General features: G+C 38.1%; 16 protein-coding genes. 11 read left to right on the top strand and 5 right to left on the bottom strand.

The annotated features are described in order from the left end of the window. Positions 1-85 precede the first annotated feature (85 nt). Entirely contained in the window at positions 86-2119 is a 2034-nt protein-coding gene (locus tag BR87_RS07995; RefSeq protein WP_035030754.1) for a Na+/H+ antiporter, read from the top strand. A 177-nt stretch (positions 2120-2296) separates the two neighbouring features. Then, positions 2297-2890, top strand: coding sequence for a hypothetical protein (locus tag BR87_RS07990; RefSeq protein ID WP_035030751.1), 594 nt, complete (start codon positions 2297-2299; stop codon positions 2888-2890). 90 nt (positions 2891-2980) lie between these two features. On the opposite strand, the gene BR87_RS07985 is transcribed toward BR87_RS07990, so the two are convergent. Together BR87_RS07985 and BR87_RS07980 are read right to left on the bottom strand one after the other, a co-directional pair. Then, positions 2981-4414 (bottom strand): SulP family inorganic anion transporter, encoded by a 1434-nt coding sequence (locus BR87_RS07985; protein WP_035030748.1) that lies wholly within the window; start codon positions 4412-4414, stop codon positions 2981-2983. 117 nt (positions 4415-4531) lie between these two features. After that, positions 4532-5443: a 1,4-dihydroxy-2-naphthoate polyprenyltransferase gene (locus BR87_RS07980; RefSeq protein ID WP_035030745.1), complete on the bottom strand. Its 912-nt coding sequence runs from the start codon at positions 5441-5443 to the stop codon at positions 4532-4534. 226 nt (positions 5444-5669) lie between these two features. Between BR87_RS07980 and BR87_RS07975 the strand changes: the two genes are divergently transcribed. Genes BR87_RS07975 through BR87_RS07965 form a run of 3 tightly spaced genes read left to right on the top strand, consistent with a single transcriptional unit; the run spans position 5670 to position 9133 of the window. After that, a complete protein-coding gene (locus tag BR87_RS07975; RefSeq protein ID WP_051929741.1) occupies positions 5670-6491 on the top strand; it encodes a serine hydrolase in 822 nt (273 codons plus the stop codon). A 20-nt stretch (positions 6492-6511) separates the two neighbouring features. Continuing rightward, a complete protein-coding gene (locus BR87_RS07970) occupies positions 6512-7399 on the top strand; it encodes a C40 family peptidase (protein WP_035030742.1) in 888 nt (295 codons plus the stop codon). Between the two features lie 54 nt (positions 7400-7453). Further along, positions 7454-9133 (top strand): peptide ABC transporter substrate-binding protein, encoded by a 1680-nt coding sequence (locus tag BR87_RS07965; protein WP_035033000.1) that lies wholly within the window; start codon positions 7454-7456, stop codon positions 9131-9133. A 114-nt stretch (positions 9134-9247) separates the two neighbouring features. On the opposite strand, the gene dhaM is transcribed toward BR87_RS07965, so the two are convergent. Genes dhaM through dhaK form a run of 3 tightly spaced genes read right to left on the bottom strand, consistent with a single transcriptional unit; the run spans position 9248 to position 11213 of the window. Beyond that, positions 9248-9622, bottom strand: a complete 375-nt coding sequence (dhaM, locus tag BR87_RS07960) for a dihydroxyacetone kinase phosphoryl donor subunit DhaM (RefSeq protein WP_035030739.1) — start codon at positions 9620-9622, stop codon at positions 9248-9250. Next, positions 9615-10202 (bottom strand): dihydroxyacetone kinase subunit DhaL, encoded by a 588-nt coding sequence (dhaL, locus tag BR87_RS07955; RefSeq protein ID WP_035030736.1) that lies wholly within the window; start codon positions 10200-10202, stop codon positions 9615-9617. The genes dhaM and dhaL overlap by 8 nt, the downstream gene beginning before the upstream one ends. Before the next feature lie 21 nt (positions 10203-10223). Then, positions 10224-11213, bottom strand: coding sequence for a dihydroxyacetone kinase subunit DhaK (gene dhaK, locus BR87_RS07950; protein ID WP_035030734.1), 990 nt, complete (start codon positions 11211-11213; stop codon positions 10224-10226). A 294-nt stretch (positions 11214-11507) separates the two neighbouring features. Here dhaK and BR87_RS07945 point away from each other — a divergent pair, with 294 nt between their 5' ends. The 6 genes from BR87_RS07945 (at position 11508) to BR87_RS07920 (ending at position 17593) form a co-directional block, all read left to right on the top strand. Then, positions 11508-12539 (top strand): DUF7309 domain-containing protein, encoded by a 1032-nt coding sequence (locus BR87_RS07945; RefSeq protein ID WP_035030731.1) that lies wholly within the window; start codon positions 11508-11510, stop codon positions 12537-12539. 50 nt (positions 12540-12589) lie between these two features. Next, the gene (locus BR87_RS07940) at positions 12590-13282 is read left to right on the top strand and encodes an NAD(P)H-dependent oxidoreductase (RefSeq protein WP_035030728.1); all 693 of its coding nucleotides are present in this window, start codon (positions 12590-12592) and stop codon (positions 13280-13282) included. A gap of 10 nt (positions 13283-13292) precedes the next feature. Next, complete coding sequence (locus BR87_RS07935; RefSeq protein ID WP_035030726.1) at positions 13293-13475, top strand: hypothetical protein; 183 nt, start codon at positions 13293-13295, stop codon at positions 13473-13475. Between the two features lie 371 nt (positions 13476-13846). Then, complete coding sequence (locus tag BR87_RS07930) at positions 13847-14989, top strand: sugar diacid recognition domain-containing protein (RefSeq protein WP_035030723.1); 1143 nt, start codon at positions 13847-13849, stop codon at positions 14987-14989. 113 nt (positions 14990-15102) lie between these two features. Then, a complete protein-coding gene (locus BR87_RS07925; protein ID WP_035030721.1) occupies positions 15103-16368 on the top strand; it encodes a GntP family permease in 1266 nt (421 codons plus the stop codon). Between the two features lie 91 nt (positions 16369-16459). Next, positions 16460-17593: a glycerate kinase gene (locus BR87_RS07920; protein WP_035030718.1), complete on the top strand. Its 1134-nt coding sequence runs from the start codon at positions 16460-16462 to the stop codon at positions 17591-17593. The last annotated feature ends 77 nt before the right edge of the window (positions 17594-17670 follow it).

Genomic DNA, 17670 nt, shown 5'->3' with positions numbered 1-17670 from the left:
AATTAAGTATATTTATACAATTTGGTTTTTTCAGAGCTGAATGCATGTATTCAGAAAAGAAAATAAAGGAGTTTAGGAGGGATTTATGAGTTTACTGATTATGGTTTTATTGTTACTAGTGAGTTTATTGATTTCCAATGTGATTAGTCATTACATCCCATATGTACCAACTGCGCTGATCCAAATAGTATTTGGGGTAATGTTGGCATTAGTGTTTAAAGACGTTTCGTTTGGATTAGACTCAGAATGGTTTTTACTATTATTTATCGCACCGCTTTTATATAATGATGGACGCCATTTTCCTCGTGAAGAACTATGGAAAATGCGAGCGCCTATTTTTGGCAATGCTATTTTCCTTGTTTTGTTTACTACGATTGGTGGAGGATTATTTATTCATTGGTTGATTGAAGCTATTCCTTTAGCTGAAGCATTTGCATTAGCTGCGATTCTGTCTCCTACTGATCCTGTTGCAGTAAATGGAATTGCTAAACGGATCCGTATTCCTGAAAAGATTTTAAGTGTCGTTAGAGGGGAATCACTGATCAATGATGCTTCTGGTTTGGTAGCCTTTAATTATGCCGTAACAGCTGCCGTAACAGGTTATTTTTCATTAGAAAAAGCTGTATTTGATTTTTCATATATTTTTATTGTTGGGGCACTTTCAGGTCTAGTTACCAGCTTGCTGATTACCTGGATAAGATATAGTTTGCGCAAACAAGGTATTGGAGATGTGACGTTTTATTCTTTAGTACAAATTTTGACTCCATTTATTATTTATATCGCCACAGAAGAATTGCTGGGAGCTTCAGGAGTAATAGCCGTTGTCGTAGCGGGCTTGTTACACGCGATTGCTTCAGAAAGAACAGAAACCATTGCTGCGGAAGAAAAAGTCCTAACAGAAAACATTTGGTCGATCGTCTTGTTTATTTTAAATGGGATTGTGTTTCTTTTATTAGGATTGAATATCCCTGCTTCTATGTCTGCAACCGTTGAAAATCCTACAATTGGAAATTGGCGGGCCATTGGTTATGTGTTAGCCATCGGGATCATTATTTTAAGTATCCGTTTTATCTGGTCTTATCTTTTTACGTTTTATCAGTATCATTTTCGCAAAGCAACAGAAGTAGATAAACCAAGTCTTAAATCAAGTTTATCCTCGAGTTTAACGGGTGTGAGAGGGACAGTGACGATGGCCGGAGTTCTTTCTCTTCCTTTGTATTTAGAAAGTGGAGCGATATTTCCTGAACGTTCGCTGATTCTCTTTTTAGCAGCAGGTGTTATTCTGTTTACCTTGGTTATGGCAACTGTCTTTTTGCCGTTGTTAAGTGAAGAAGAAGCTGGAACTGATGAAGAAGAGTCCGTTAAAGATGCTAGCTTAGTTCGAGCTCAGCAAAAAGTACTATTGGCAGCCATTCAAAAAATCAAACAAGAAACAAATGAAGAAAACCAAATGATCGCCTTGGCTTTAATGGATGAATACAAAGCTATGTTCAAGAAGATGCAGCCTGAAAAGAGTGCCTTAGAAACAAAAGATTACCAAAAAAGAATCACAGAAATACGTCTTTTAGGATTGAAAGCTGAAAGAAAGTATATTCAAGAGGCTATGCAAAGAAAAGAAATAGATCAAGAAACCTTTGAGATATTGGAAACTTCCTATGATCATCGTGAAGAAATCCTTTCTCTTGATATAGGATCCAGTGTAAAGCACATTATTGGAAGTACCATCAGAGAATGGAAACGATTTAAGAGAAGGATTAAGGGAAACAAAGAAGCTGCTCAAAAGAGAATATTGATTGGCAGAGAGATTCAGGAAAAAGCCATTCTAGCAGCGATGGAAGAACTAGAAAAACAAGCAAGTAAACAGAAAAGAGCTCCGATCATTCGTTTAGTGTTATTAGATTACCAAAAAATGTTATCACGAATTAGGCTGAATACTAGACGGTATGATGAAACAATAGAAGAAAAGAAAGATAATTTACGAATCAAAGTGATGGATACAGAACGTTTTGAAATCCATCGCCTGTACGAAGCTGGAGAAATCAGTAATGAGCAAGCTAGAGAACTAAGACGATTTATCAATTATATTGAAAATGTTACCTTATATGAATACGATGAATAAGGTAAAAAGAAGCTAAGCGCAGTCAAAAAGTGCTTAGCTTCTTTTTATTTTATCTTTTTTTGGAAAATAGTTTTTTAAAAAAATTTCCGCAATAAATACGCCCTCAACTTGGTCTTCATGGACAAACAAGCGGCAAAAAGAAGAGGTACGTCCCCGATTTGGGTTTCATGGACAAACATGCGACAAAAAGCAGAAAGTATGTCCCCGATTTGGGTTTCATGGACAAACAAGCGGAAAAAAGAAGAAGTACGTCCCCAATTTGGGTTTCATGGACAAACATGCGACAAAAAGAAGAAAGTACGTCCCAAATTTGGGTTTCATGGACAAACAAGCGGAAAAAAGAAGAAGTACGTCCCCAATTTGGGTTTCATGGACAAACATACGACAAAAAGAAGAAAGTATGTCCCCGATTTGGGTTTCATGGACAAACAAGCGGCAAAAAGAAGAAAGTATGTCCCCGATTTGGGTTTCATGGACAAACAGCAGGCTAAAAGAGAAAAGTACGTCCCCGATTTGGATTTCGTGGACAAACAAGCGGCAAAAAGAAGAAAGTACGTCCCAAATTTGGGTTTCATGGACAAACAAGCGGAAAAAAGAAGAAGTACGTCCCCAATTTGGGTTTCATGGACAAACATACGACAAAAAGAAGAAAGTATGTCCCCGATTTGGGTTTCATGGACAAACAGCAGGCTAAAAGAGAAAAGTACGTCCCCGATTTGGGTTTCGTGGATAAACAAGCGGCAAAAAGAAGAAAGTACGTCCCAAATTTGAGCTCTGTGGACAAACAAACGCAAAAAAAGCGAGAGTTTGTCTCTCGCTTCGCTATTTAAAAAATGGTATCTTTCTGTGTCAAATACACTATTAATCTGAAAAATAATCTTTTAATTTTTCTAATAATTGATGGCTTTGTGTATTCAGTCCTTCTAGTTGAACCTCGACATCTTGTGCTTTTAGTTTTTTAACAACCGTTAGAATAGCTTCTACGCTGGTGTCGTCCCAAATATGCGAATGGGTAAAATCTAAGATCACTAATTTTTCAGCTAAAGGTTCTTCAAAAGCTTTCATAAAATCATGTGTAGAAGCAAAAAATAATTGACCGTGAATCATAAAACGCGTGCCTTCTTTGACTACATCGATAGTTGAAATCTTTGCGATAAAAGCAATGATGCTTAAGATAACGCCTGTCACTACACCAATGGCTAGATTATGAGTATACAAAACAATCGCAACCGTCAGAATCATAATAGCGCCTTCGGTAATGTGCACCGTTTTAACGTAATGAAAACTAGACCAGTCAAAGGTAGCAATTGCAACAGTGATCATAATACCGATCAGTGCAGCAGTAGGGATTTGAATCATTAAACCTTTTAAAACCACGATCAAAAATAATAAGAATAAACCGGCAGTAAACGTAGACAATCGCTTTCTACCACCTGATTTAACGTTGATAACAGCTTGTCCGATCATTGCACAACCAGCAGGTCCGCCAAGAAAACCCGTAATAATATTTGCTAGTCCTTGTGATTTGACTTCACGTTGCTGATCGCTTGTTGTTTGCGTCATCTCATCTACTATCGGAGCAGTTAAAAGGGATTCAAGCAACCCTACGATCGAAAGCGCCAGAGCAGTCGGGAAAATAATAGCCAAGGTTTCAAAGTTTAAAGGAATAGCCGGCAGAGCTAAATGTGGAAGCCCCCCACTCATATCGCCCATATCTCCTACGGTTTGAACTCCCAAAGGCAGGAAAATCGAAGCGGCTGTCATTAGAATGATGGCAATCAAAGCTGGTGGAACAGATTTGATAACTTTTGGAATGGTGTACATTAACGCAATTGTTAATCCAACCATTAGATAAGCTGGTAAGCTGCTGCCTAACAACTGCTGGATTTGAGCCGTAAAAATCAATAACGCCAATGCATTAACAAATCCCAACATCACTGATTTTGGAATGAATTTCATTAACTTCTGGATCCCTAAGTAGCCCAATACTAACTGGATAATGCCGGTTAAAATCGTAGCAGCTACCATATAATGAATCCCATGGTTCTTTATCAAATTGACCATCACCAGTGCCATGGAACCTGCTGCAGCTGAAACCATTGCGGGCCGTCCGCCGGTTAGAGAAGTCACCAGTGCTGTTGTGACTGAAGCAAATAAAGCAGTCATTGGATTGACGCCAGCAATCAGGGCAAAACCAATGACTTCTGGGATTAAAGCAATGGAGGTAACCATGCCAGCGAGAATATCATTTTTTATATTTCCCAGCCATTCTTCTTTTTTTATCGCAATTAACATTATTTCATTCCTTTTCTTTAAAATTTTTAACGTTTTCAACTTATCGAACAGAGCAATATAGATCTGACTTCTATTTTATCATGCCTGTAGCAGCTTTAGTTTCCCTACAGCTTTTAGTTAAAACAAATAACTAATAAGTAATCCAACAGTTAACAAGAACCCAAAGAAGGTAGTTGTCAGAGCAGTAGCTTTCATCGCTAGACGCATATACTGTGGTTCAGCCGATCCTTTACGAAATCCTTGAATGGCTTCGAAGGGTTTTTTTACCGTTAAAAAGACCACAAAGGCCCAAAAACTGATATATCCTGTCATAACCAAACATACAAGCCACAAATACGAAATAGCAAAAGCACTAGATAACACCACGAGGCCTTTCTTTTTACCAAGAAGAATCGGCAATGTTTTTCGTCCGCCTTTTTTATCTTCTTCCATATCGCGGATGTTATTGGACATATTGATGGCCCCCACTAGAATCCCGATTGGAATGGAAATCAACAGACTTTGTAGAGTAAGAGTTTGTGTTTGAACAAAGAAAGCAATTAAGACGAATCCTATGCCCATCGATGCTCCAGAGAACAGTTCTCCAAAAGGAGTATACGCAATGGGCAAGGGTCCGCCGGTATATAAATACCCAATGGCCATTCCCAATAAGCCGATAAGTGCCAACCACCAACTGCTATTCAGGCAAATATAGATACCGATAACAGCGGCTAAAACGTATAAGACAACTGCTGTGGTTAATACGTTTTTCGGCTGCAATCCGTGCCGTACAATACCTCCGCCGATCCCTATAGAGTCGGCTGTATCCAATCCACGTTTAAAATCATAATACTCATTAAATAAATTTGTTGCAATTTGCAGTGCTAAACAGGCAGTCATCATAGCAACAAATAAAAGCCAATTGATCTTTGATTCAGACATGGCTAGGACAGTTCCCAAAATGACTGGAGAAAAAGTCGCTGTCAAAGTATGTGGACGCGTCATTTGCCACATCAATTTTGCAGGACTTACTTCTTTTTTATATTCCATAAAATAGTTCAACCTCTTACTTTAATGTATTTATCTTACTTGTGCTGCTTATACCAATTGAAAAGCCTGTAGTACTAGCGACTTTGCTTATTATATAAGATACGTACGATGATTTAAAGGCTAAGATAGGGAAAACAAGAAAATACGAAAATAAGCGTCATTTATTTATTTATTGTGAAATGGAAAGAAATTCATTATAATTAGATTAAAAGAAAAGAGGTAAAAAATGGATTGGAATAAAGAAGCAGCAGAATTAAAAGCACGTTTTTCACCTTATTTTAAGAGTTCGTGGTACATTACAGATGGCAAACAAATCTTAGCAGAAGAGAATGAAATGGATTTGGTATGGTCGGCCAGTATTATAAAACTGCCTATTTACCTGTATTATTATGAAAAAGCTATGCAAGGTGAAATAGATTTGGCAACAGAAATCAATGTTCCAGTCAAGAACCGGGTAACTGGTTCTGGTATTTTGCATTTATTAACATCAAGAGAAACATGGACATTAGAAGAATTGCTGCAATTGATGATTGCTGTTTCTGATAACGAAGCAACCAATCAACTCATTCAATACGCAGGATTGAAAGCGCTACAAAATTGGATAGCTGCTAAAGAATGGGGTGAAGAGATTAAATTACGTCGTTACTTAATGGACTACGCCTCTGGAGTGACGAATGAAGTCTCAGCCAGAGGAGCAGTGTTTGTCTTGCAAGATATCCTGGCATTAGGCAAACAGCAGGCAGAATGGAAAGGCCGTATTGAAAAACCTTTGTTGAAACAGCAATTCCGCAATGGGTTGCCGGGAGCCTTGGATGAGCGAGAACTGCCTATTTTGGAAATGATGAATAAAACTGGTGAAGACAATGGCATTCGACATGATGTCGCTTTATTCCGTTACCATGACCAAGAATTGTTTGTAGGTGCGTTGACATACGAGGTTAAAGAAGAAGCAAAAGCGTATGAGTGGATGCAAGAACTTGGAAAACGAGCCTACAAAACAGTCAAAGCCGCTGATACCGAAAAGATAGAAAATAAGCCTAAAGAATAGTGATAAAAAGGATGAGATGAATGAAGAAAATGGTAAACGCGAGCTCAACATTTTTATGGACTACTCCTGAGCCGCATGAAGTAAAAGAACTACTCATAAAGCAAGAACGAAAAGAAACGTTTTACCATTTAACGGATGAAGCAGCCTTAACGTTATATGAAGACCGTTTAGTTGATTCAGAATTGCTATATGGTGAAATCGTGGAAGTACTAGCAAATGAAGGGAGCTATACTCAAGTAGTTGTACCCGATCAAAAAAATTCTGAAGAGCCAAAAGGTTATCCAGGCTGGGTATTTAGTGATGACCTAAGCAATTTGCCAGAAAACTGGACTGCTGCGTTAGATAAAATTGCTATTAAAAAAGCGATAGCTGAAGTAACGTTTTCCTCTGAATCCCAAAAGAAACAATGTGTTTCCATTGGAACGATTTTATCTGTGGTGGGTTCTGATGAAGCGACTTATCAGGTGATTACCCCTAATGGAACAGGAACAGTCATTAAAGAATCAGCTCAATTACTTGGTACAGTGATTGAAGAACCAGCCGAACAAATAATTGCAAGAGCTAAAAACTTTTTAAATCTGCGGTATGTTTGGGCTGGAACAAGTGCAGCTGGTTTTGATTGTTCCGGTTTTGTGTACAGTCTCTACCGAACTCTTGGCATTTGGTTGAGTCGCGATGCGGAGGATCAAGCGTCAGAAGGAATGGAAGTGGCTTACCGAGATGCCCAGCCAGGCGACTTGCTGTTTTTTGCATATGAAGCTGGTAAGGGAAGAGTTCACCATGTGGGTCTTTATCTTGGAAAGGATCAGATGATTCATTCACAGACACCAGGTTCAAAAGTACTGACCACAACTCTTTCTGGAACCAATTATGAAACGGAATTGTGTACGGTCAGGAGACTGATTTGACTAAGAAGCAGCATAAAAAATAAAATGAGATAAAAGAAGGGAAGGGTGGGGCAAATGAAACGATGGTTAAAAGGACTGGGAATGATTGGATTAGGACTTACTTTAAGTGCTTGCGGCAATACGGGAGAAACACCAAAAGGAGATTCCACTTCTTCAATGACAAGCGAAGAAAAACCGCTTGCTGAGACACAAGAATTACGCTTAACAGCAGCATCCGAAATACCTTCAATGGACACAGCTATTGCAACAGATTTAACAAGTTTTACAGTTATGAATAATGTATTTGAAGGACTATATGAACTAGGACCAGATAGTAAACCGGTTTTAGGGGTAGCGGAAGAGAAACCGGAAATAAGCAAAGATGGCAAAACTTATACATTCCGTATTCGCAAAGATGCTGTCTGGTCAAATGGAGAAGCAGTCAGTGCGGATGATTTTGTCTATGCATGGCAAAAAGTAGTAGACCCAGAAACAGCTAGCGGTTACGCTTATATGTACGATGGGTTGATTCAAAATGCGACTAAGATCATCAACGGTGAGATGGAAACGGCCGATTTAGGGATCGAAGCAGTTAGCGAGAACGAGTTGGAAATTACGTTGGTTCAGCCAACACCTTATTTTGACCAATTACTGACATTGCCTTTCTTTTTCCCGCAAAACCGTACTTATGCAGAGGAACAAGGAACAGAATATGGCATGAGCAGCGATCATTTAGTCTATAATGGGCCTTTTGTCCTAAAAGATTGGAACCAAGCCAGCGGTATGGAATGGACTTATGAAAAAAATCCTGATTATTGGGACAATAAAACAGTTGAGTTGGATAAAATTACGGTAAATGTAATCAAAGAAGTCTCAACTGAGTTGAATTTGTATGAAAACGGCAATACCGATATTGCTACCTTGACCGGCTCATTTGTCGAACAGTACAAAAATGATCCCGATATTGTCACAACTTTACAAGCGGTTACATTCTATATTGAAATGAATAACCTTAATAATGGTGAAGCGACCCCACTGAACAATCCGCATATCCGGATGGCCATCGCCTCAGCAGTTGACAAAAAAGCGTATGTTGACAGTGTTTTACAAGATGGTTCTGATTTGATCGATGGTTTTGTTCCTGCTGGATTGGCAAATAATCCGAAGACAGATGCTGATTACCGAGAAGATGCCGGAGATGTTCTTTCGTATGATCTAGAAAAAGCTGAAAAAGCTTGGGAAACCGGATTAGCTGAATTAGGCAAGGACCAGTTAGAATTAGAATTGATCACATCTGATACAGAAAGTTCCAAACGATTAGCTGAATTTTTACAAAGCGAGTTAGAAAAAAACTTACCGGGCTTAACCATTAAGTTAAGAAGTATGCCATTTTCAATGAAACTAGATACGGTTCGTAAGGGAACGTATGATATGGCTGTTAACTCATGGGTTGCTGATTTTGCTGATCCAATCAACTACCTTGAGCGTTTTGATACAGATATCAACCGCATGAATTATTCAAATCCTGAAGTAGATGCATTAGTAGATAAAGCTAAAGCAACTTATGATAATGATGAGGCGCGCTGGGATACCTTAGTGGAGATTGAAAAAGTTGCCCTTGGGGAAGATGCAGCCTTAGCTCCATTGTATCAATCAGCTGAATCTTATTTATTGCGTCCACAAGTTCAAGATATGTATAGACGTGTTTTCGGTCCAGACAGTTATAAATGGGCTTGGATCTCAGCTGAAAAATAACCAGAGCAAAAAAGATAGGAGGAAAGCGGAAAGTTCGCATTTCTCCTATCTTTTTTATTCCACACAATTATAAAAAGACTTTATTTCTTAATTAAGTTAAAAATAAACGAGCGGTTATTTTACGACCAATGCTTTCAATTGGTCTTCAACGGCTTCAAGTGGGGCTTCTGCCTGCAGTAAAGCAGCAGCTGTGTAAGCTCCTTCCACAAAAGCAGCGTCATAAAAAGTAACTTGTTTATCAGACATTTCAATTGCTAGCTCTAAATTCATTTTAGCGCTGCCTAAATCATAAAAAGCAACAATTTTATCTTCTTCAAATGAATTTAAGGTTGCTTCAATTTTATCAAAACTGGTACCGACCTCGCCTTCAGACGTTCCTCCGGCAGTTTTAATCGTCACTTCCTTGGCGACTTCGTTTAATAAAGTCGCAACTCCATTTGCCAAGCCTTCTACATGCGAAACCAATAAAACACCATATTCTTTACTCATTATATACACCAGCTTCCATCATGGTCTTAAAGAGGTAACTGCTAGACATAGCTCCGGGATCAATGTGTCCGACAGAACGCTCGCCTAAATAAGAAGCACGCCCTTTAGTTGCTTTCATGTCTTTCGTTTTTTGCACGCTGTCTTCAATTAAATCAGTCGTTAAATTTTTAGCTTTAACCGCTTCAACCACTGGAACCCATTCATCGACCATCGTTTTCTCGCCCGCTTCAGCTTTTCCTCTTTTTTGAATGCCGTCAAGCCCAGCTTCCAGTAGAGCGGCTAAGTCTGTGCTGTCTTGGCTAGCTTTGGCCATACTGATAAAAGCGGAGCCGTATAAAGGTCCTGAAGCTCCTCCGACTTTGCTTACTAGGGTCATTCCCGTTAACTTCAATAAAGCTGTGACATCTTCAGGTTCTTTGGACGCAAAGGCTTCATTTAGCGCGGCAGCTCCACGTGCTAGGTTATTGCCATGGTCGCCATCCCCGATAGCGGTGTCTAGTTCACTTAAATAATCTTTATTTTCTAATAGTTGAGCTGTGAAAAGTGTCATCCATTTTTTCATACTTTCAAGAGAGACCATCGTATTCCCATCCTTTCTTTCTCACCAAGCAATAGTGGTTACCGGTGCTGTTAAATAATCGAGCCATTGGCCATCTTCCAGCTTAACTAAAGTTAATGATAAACCTTGCATATCAATAGAAGTCATATAATCGCCGACTTTTTTATAAGCTAAGACGATTCCTTCTTCAGCCAATAAATTTTTAACATCGTTCATAAAAATAAATTGTTCCATTAAAGGAGTTCCGCCCATGCCATTTACCAATACCGCATATTGTTCTTCCTTTTCCCACTGAAATTCTGATTTTAACCGTTCGATCAGTTCTTTTGCCAGGTCTTTAGAAGGTTTGATTTTTTCTCTACGGTAACCCGGTTCGCCATGGATCCCGACGCCAAATTCAATTTCATCTTCCGCTAACTCAAAACCTGGTTTGCCAACTTCAGGTACAGTAGCAGCTCTTAAAGCAACCCCGATTGATTTGACATTAGAGACCAGTTTATCTGCCAGTTCTTTGATTTCAGCTAAGGATGCCCCTTTCTCAGCAGCAGCACCGAGTATTTTGTGCACGAGAACTGTTCCGGCGATCCCTCTTTTTCCAGCAGTATACGTACTGTCTTCAACTGCCACATCATCGTCTACAATCACAAATTCAACCGCAATATCGTCCATTTCAGCTAAATCTTTTGCCATATCAAAGTTCATGACATCTCCTGAATAATTTTTAATAATCAGAAACACGCCTTCTCCTTCATCGCTGGCTTTAATGGCTTCATAAATTTGATCAGGAGTTGGAGAAGTAAAGACTTCCCCGCAAACAGCTGCAGACAGCATGCCTTTCCCGACAAACCCAGCATGAGCAGGTTCATGTCCACTACCGCCGCCGCTGACTAAAGCAACTTTTTTATTTTGAGCAGTTTTGCGATGAATCACATTTGTTTCCGGCAGACGTTCAACTAAATCTTCATAAGCAAACGTAAGCCCGCTAAGCATTTCATCTAAAACAGATGAGGGATCGTTAATAATTTTTTTCATTATAAAATCCTCCTGACAATTAATTAGATAGCGCTACACTTTCATTGTAATCGTTTTACTGAAAAACAACAAATATTTGAATTTGTTTTTTGTGGTAAAACTAACAAAATAAACGTATTTTTTTGAAGAGAGAAATCGGGAAAGGAGAAACCTAGAATAAAGAGTATCGTTTACTTGTGTTTTTATCAAAAAAACTATAATTTTTTCAGTCTGAGATTTTTGAATAAGCCACTTACAGGCAGATTAATTTGGTATAATAAACATAATAGAAAAGATAAAGGAGGCAATGAAAGAATGGAGCAGGAAAAGCAATTATTTTCGCTAGCCAAAAAGCTGTATGAAGAAAAATTTTGGAATGATTATTGGGATACAGATTTAATTGCGATTCAATTAGAAAATCAAAAAGAGCCCATAATGATTTCTATTCTAGGTAAGTCTGAACAGAATTATGGATTTTTATTTTATCGGAATTCCAAAGAACTATCTTATTTTTTTGATATAGTGGAACAATCAAACTGGCGGAATCAGCGTACACCGGGGGAAATACTCCAATTACAGAAATGCCTTGCTTTAGAATATGAAAACCGGCTGGACTTGGATAAAAAAGCTTATCAGCGTATCAAATCAAGCGGTATTTCCTTCAGAGGAAAAAAAGCTTGGCCAATATTCATGGATTATTGCCCTGGTTATTATCCTTATCCTGCTGAAAAAGCAGATGAACGTATGCTGATAGATGTGATGGAAAAGCTGCTGGATACTGCAAAAGATTTTCGAAAAAAATTGGCTTTTTATGAAACAGAGCGCATGAGTCAGGAGATTTTGTTGCGTACATACCATAAAGATGGAAGCTATGAAGATGGCGTACTTAATTTAGCGAAATATATTGCGGATGGTGCTGCTCATGTTGAAGAAGCGCCAGTTTTAGTAACTAAATTTGAAATGAAACGAGTTGCTTCCCAAAAATTCGGAACTTCTATCTGGGAATTGGATGTTGGTTTCATAGAAACGCCTATCATTCCGTCAGAGGGAGGCCGCCCTTACTTTCCAACTCTTTTATTAGTGGTAAATAGTGAGACAGGGCAAATTATTTGTAGTGAATTTATTAAACCGGGAGACACAGAATCGCTTCAGCGCCTATTGATTCAGCTGATTCTTTCAGAAAATGGTCGGCCAGCTACCATTGTGGTTGATGCATGCCGGTATGCTCACATTGCCTGTGATTTAGGAAAGTTATTCAGCCAATTAGATATTGAATTGACACCGATCCAAAAATTGCCGCTGATTTCAGTTATTAAAGAAGATATGTTAGAGTATCTAGAGCAATAGACAGCACGCGTACAATAGTCGAAAAAAAGTAGATAGGGGAGACAGACAAATTGAAAACCTTGATTATCATTTCTCATCCGGATATTAGAGAATCCAGCAGCCAACAGTATTTGCTGAGCTCCATACCAGGTGAGCCAGAGGTGACAGTCCATCACCTGGAAGAAACGTATCCTGATTTTAAAATTGACAGTATGAAAGAACAAGAATTGATTGCTGAGCATGACCGCATTATTTTTCAATTCCCACTTTATTGGTACAGTTCTCCTCCTTTACTCAAAAAGTGGCAAGATGAAGTACTGACAGAAAATTTTGCTTACGGGAAAAACGGCCATCACTTGCAAGATAAAGAATTTGGCTTAGTTTTGACAATAGGCGCTTCAAAAAATGAATACCAAGCTGGCGGAAAAGAGCATTTCAGTATCACTGAATTAACCAAGCCTTTTCAAGCAATGGCACTTAAAACGGGGATGGTTTATCTTAAACCTTTATCTATCCACCAATTTTCTTATTTGACAGAAGAACAAAAAATGGAACTCTTAATAGAGTATCAACTTCTGTTAACACATGAAAAAGACACTAGTTTAGCCAGCCGTGAAAATTGGTTTTTAAACCAATTAGAACAGACCGATTTAACGACCTTGGCTGAAGAAGATAGCTTTAAACTACAACATGTTATGGAAATTATCGAAGAGAATCGTGAAACGATGGATGATTTAAAATTATCGTTGGAAGAAATGGAATAGGAGCATGACAATGGATAAAGAAGAATGGGTATTGTCGGAACTTGAATCAATGGTTGCCAACAGCCAAGATTATAAACAAAAAGCTCTGCTAAAAGCGACTATTCGTCTCATTAAAGAACAATACAAACGCATTAGTCAAATGGAAGGCGAATTGGACGGGAAATTATGGAGTCCAAGCAATTGGAGTAATTGAATGAACTTTAGCTTCGGAGATTCTTGATGGATTCAAACTATCTTTTATTTACTATGTGAATGCTAAGAAAGCGCGCTTCCTTTTTTGGAAGCGCGCTTTCTTTGACTTGTTTATATATGATGGTTATCTATCTGATTATAATATTTTCTCCAGACATTTGTATAAAGTTATGATTGATCAGGTTGACTCTTATAAAAGACAGGTTGTGAGATAGGAATCAGTTGTCTTAACTTATTCTGCTCCAAAAATTACGTATTATAGTTATTTTACTTAGCAACATCGAGAATGTCAGAATCACGATCCTTTGCAGATTTCATGAGTGATATAATAAAGTATAGAAGTAGCTAAGGAGAATAAGAAGGAGTGGGAATATGTATTCAGCTTTATCATCAGAAATCGCTCAAAACATTGTGAATCGCACGATGCAAATACTTCCATATAACGTAAACGTTATGGACAAAGAAGGCAAAATCATAGGATCAGGAGATCAGAAAAGAATATCAATGAGACATGAGGTAGCAATTGAAGTTATACATAAAAAACAATCGATAGAGATAAAATCAGAAGATGCTCTTTTGTGGGGCGGTGTAAAAGAAGGAATCAATTTGCCCATTATAATAAGTGATGAAATTGTAGGTGTAGTGGGCATTACAGGGGAAGTAGGGAAAATTAGAGGTTATGGCGAACTAGTGAAAATGTCAGCAGAAATGATCATTGAACAATCGATTCTTGAGAAAGAACTCCAGCTTGATGAACGAATCAATCGTGAGGTTATTTCCCAATTAATAACCAAAGAACATAAGCATGATACCTTGTTTTATAAAAAAATCAAAATATTACGTTTAAATCTATATGAGCCAAGGGTCGCAATTGTGATTAAAGGGAATACCGATGAACTGAAACTACTAAATCGTTTAACAGCTGTACTTGAAGAATTAATTGAAGAGAATGATTTGTATACCACGCTTTTCACAGGAGAAATAGTAATTTTGAAAAAAATCAATGAAATCAATGGAATATGGAATAGAAAACAAACGTTGCAAGTTTTGAAAATTTGGTTAACGAAGTTAGACAAATTAGAAATGAAAGTATCCGTTTCTATGGGCGGTTTTTATAACCACCATACTGAATGGTGGAAATCATATGAAGAAGCAAGAGATGCTCTGTTTATTGGAGAAAAACTACAAATCAAACAAAGGATTTTTCAGTTTCAAGAAGTTTCTTTATATGTATTATTATCAAAGATGCTTCCCGTTATAAAAGAAAATCCTATTTTCAAGTGTTATGAGGATTTGATATTAAAGGATAGGACTCTAGAATTACAAAATACCTTAAGTTCCTATATAAAAAATAATGGAAATAGTAGTCAAACAGCTGATGAATTGTATGTTCATCGCAATACTATTCAATACCGGGTGAATAAAATCTATCAAATTACAGGAAAAAACCCTTATGTTTACTCGGATTTATTTGAATTACATTTATCATTGATTGCTGATAAATTAGATAAGTAGCAGATTGCACAATAACCTTTGTTGAAAACGTTTTATTTTTGTTTGTTTAGCCAATGCTTTTAAAAAGTAAAACGATTACAATTCGTGTAATAAGCTTTTAGGAGGAAATGTAAATGGATGTGCAAGTAAGTGCTTTAGGAGCAGTAATAGGCTTAGTATTGGCTATTTTTTTAATTTTCAAAAAAATCCCCCCTGTTTATGCATTGTTTAGCGGAGCTTTGATTGGGGGATTATTAGGTGGTGCTTCTTTAACAGAAACTGTTAGCTTGATGAATGAAGGAGCGCAAGGAATCGTTACTGCAGTTCTACGGATATTGTCTGCGGGTGTGCTAGCAGGCATACTAATAGAATCAGGCGCAGCTTCATCTATTGCTCAAACAATCATAAAAAAATTAGGCCATTCAAAAGCTTTGTTTGCCTTAGCGCTAGCAACCATGCTGCTTACGGCAGTGGGTGTTTTTATTGATATAGCAGTCATTACTGTTGCTCCTATTGCAATGGCAATAGCATTTAAAACAAATATGTCAAGAACTGCTATTTTGTTAGCGATGATCGGTGGAGGCAAAGCCGGTAACATTATTTCGCCAAATCCAAATACAATAGCAGTCTCTGAGGCTTTTAATGTCCCTTTAACTAATGTTATGTTAGCTGGAGTCATTCCAGCTATTTTCGCAGTATTTGCCACATACTTTATTGCGAAACGCTTAATGTTGAAAGGAAGTCCTATTTCTGAAACAGAATTATCTGAAGAAGAACATTCTGTACCTTCATTTGGAAAAGCAATTGTAGCTCCTTTAGTAGCGATCATTTTATTATCATTAAGGCCAATTGCTGGAATCGCAGTTGACCCAATGATTGCATTACCTTTGGGAGGAATAGTCGGAATAATTGTTATGGGAAAATTTTCATCAGTGACCGCTTATACTATTTCGGGATTAAATAAAATGTCTGGAGTAGCTGTACTGTTGTTAGGAACTGGAACATTGGCTGGGATAATTAGTAATTCGACGCTAGGAGATGTTTTGGTAAGTGGAATTCAAACAATGGGTTTGCCTGCCTACATGTTAGCTCCCATTTCGGGAATATTTATGTCAGCTGCCACAGCCTCTACTACCTCAGGAGCTGCGGTAGCAAGTAGTGTCTTTAGTCAAACATTGTTAAAAGCTGGTATTAGTAATATCGGAGGAGCGGCCATGGTTCATGCAGGAGCTACTGTATTGGATCATTTGCCACATGGAAGTTTTTTCCATGCAACTGCAGGAAGTGTTACGATGGACTTTAGAGAAAGATTAAAATTAATTCCCTATGAATCTCTTATAGGGCTGATTATCACTGTGGTTTCTACACTTATCTTTGGGGTATTCAACTTGTTTAGTTAACAAATAAAAAAAGAACATTAATACTTAAAATACAGTATTCTATTTTAACCAAAATTTATTTGGAGAAAGATAAAGGAGGGAGTGTGTCCAAATGAAAATTATTATCGCACCAGATTCATTTAAAGAAAGTTTAACTGCATTAGAAGCAGCAAATGCTATTGAGGAAGGCTTTAAGCAAGTTTTTCCAGATGCAGAATATGTAAAAGTCCCGATGGCTGATGGTGGAGAAGGAACAGTTCAATCTTTAGTAGATGCAACAAAAGGAAAGATAGAAACACTCACTGTTCATGGACCACTAGGCGAACCAGCAGAAGCTTTTTATGGGATTTCAGGAGATGGGAAAGTAGCCATTATTGAGATGGCAGCAGCTTCAGGACTGCACTTAGTGGATCCTTTAGAGCGCAATCCTTTAGTGACATCTACGTGGGGAACCGGCGAATTGATTCAAGCTGCTTTAAGCAAAGGAGTTGAAGAAATTTTGATTGGGATCGGAGGCAGTGCAACCAATGATGGAGGCGCTGGAATGATTCAATGCTTAGGCGGCAAACTATTGGACAAAGAGGGGCAGCAAATCGTCCTTGGCGGAATCGGCTTAGCTGATTTAGTTTCCATCGACCTTTCCGAATTAAACCCCAAATTAAAAGAAGTCGAAATCAAAGTAGCTTGTGATGTGGATAATCCCTTGACCGGACCTAAAGGTGCTTCTTATATTTATGGTTTTCAAAAAGGTGGAACAGCGGAACAAGTAGAACAATTGGATCAAAACTTAGCACATTTTGCTAGTGTGGTGCGTCAAGATTTGAAACAAGACATTGAATTTATTGCTGGAGCAGGAGCAGCTGGCGGATTAGGCGGTGCATTGTTGGCCGTTTTAGCAGCTAAGCTGCAAAATGGCGGCGTATTGGTTAGCGAATTAGTCGGTTTAGAAAATAAAATTTGTGAGGCTGATTTAGTGATTACGGGCGAAGGCGGAATCAATCACCAAACTATTTATGGGAAAACGCCCATTTGCGTAGCTAAAATTGCCCAAAAATATCAAATTCCTGTTATCGCAGTTGCTGGACGTTTATCAGGCAATTATCAAGCAGTTTATGAACATGGCATAACGGCAGTGTTCAGCATTCTTTCTGAAATCACTTCTTTGGAGACTGCTCTAGAAGTTGGATATAAAAATATAAGAAATACAGCAAAGAATATCGCTGCAGTCATTAAGATAGGACAGTAAGAAAGGATTCCCTCCTTCTAACAATATCTTTATCACGAGGAATAGCTTACGCTTAATTGAACTTGCTTATCTTATCA

Source organism: Carnobacterium mobile DSM 4848, from assembly GCF_000744825.1.
Classification (GTDB): domain Bacteria; phylum Bacillota; class Bacilli; order Lactobacillales; family Carnobacteriaceae; genus Carnobacterium_A; species Carnobacterium_A mobile.
Note: the sequence above shows the minus strand (reverse complement) of the source record. Positions and strands in the feature narration are given on the sequence as shown.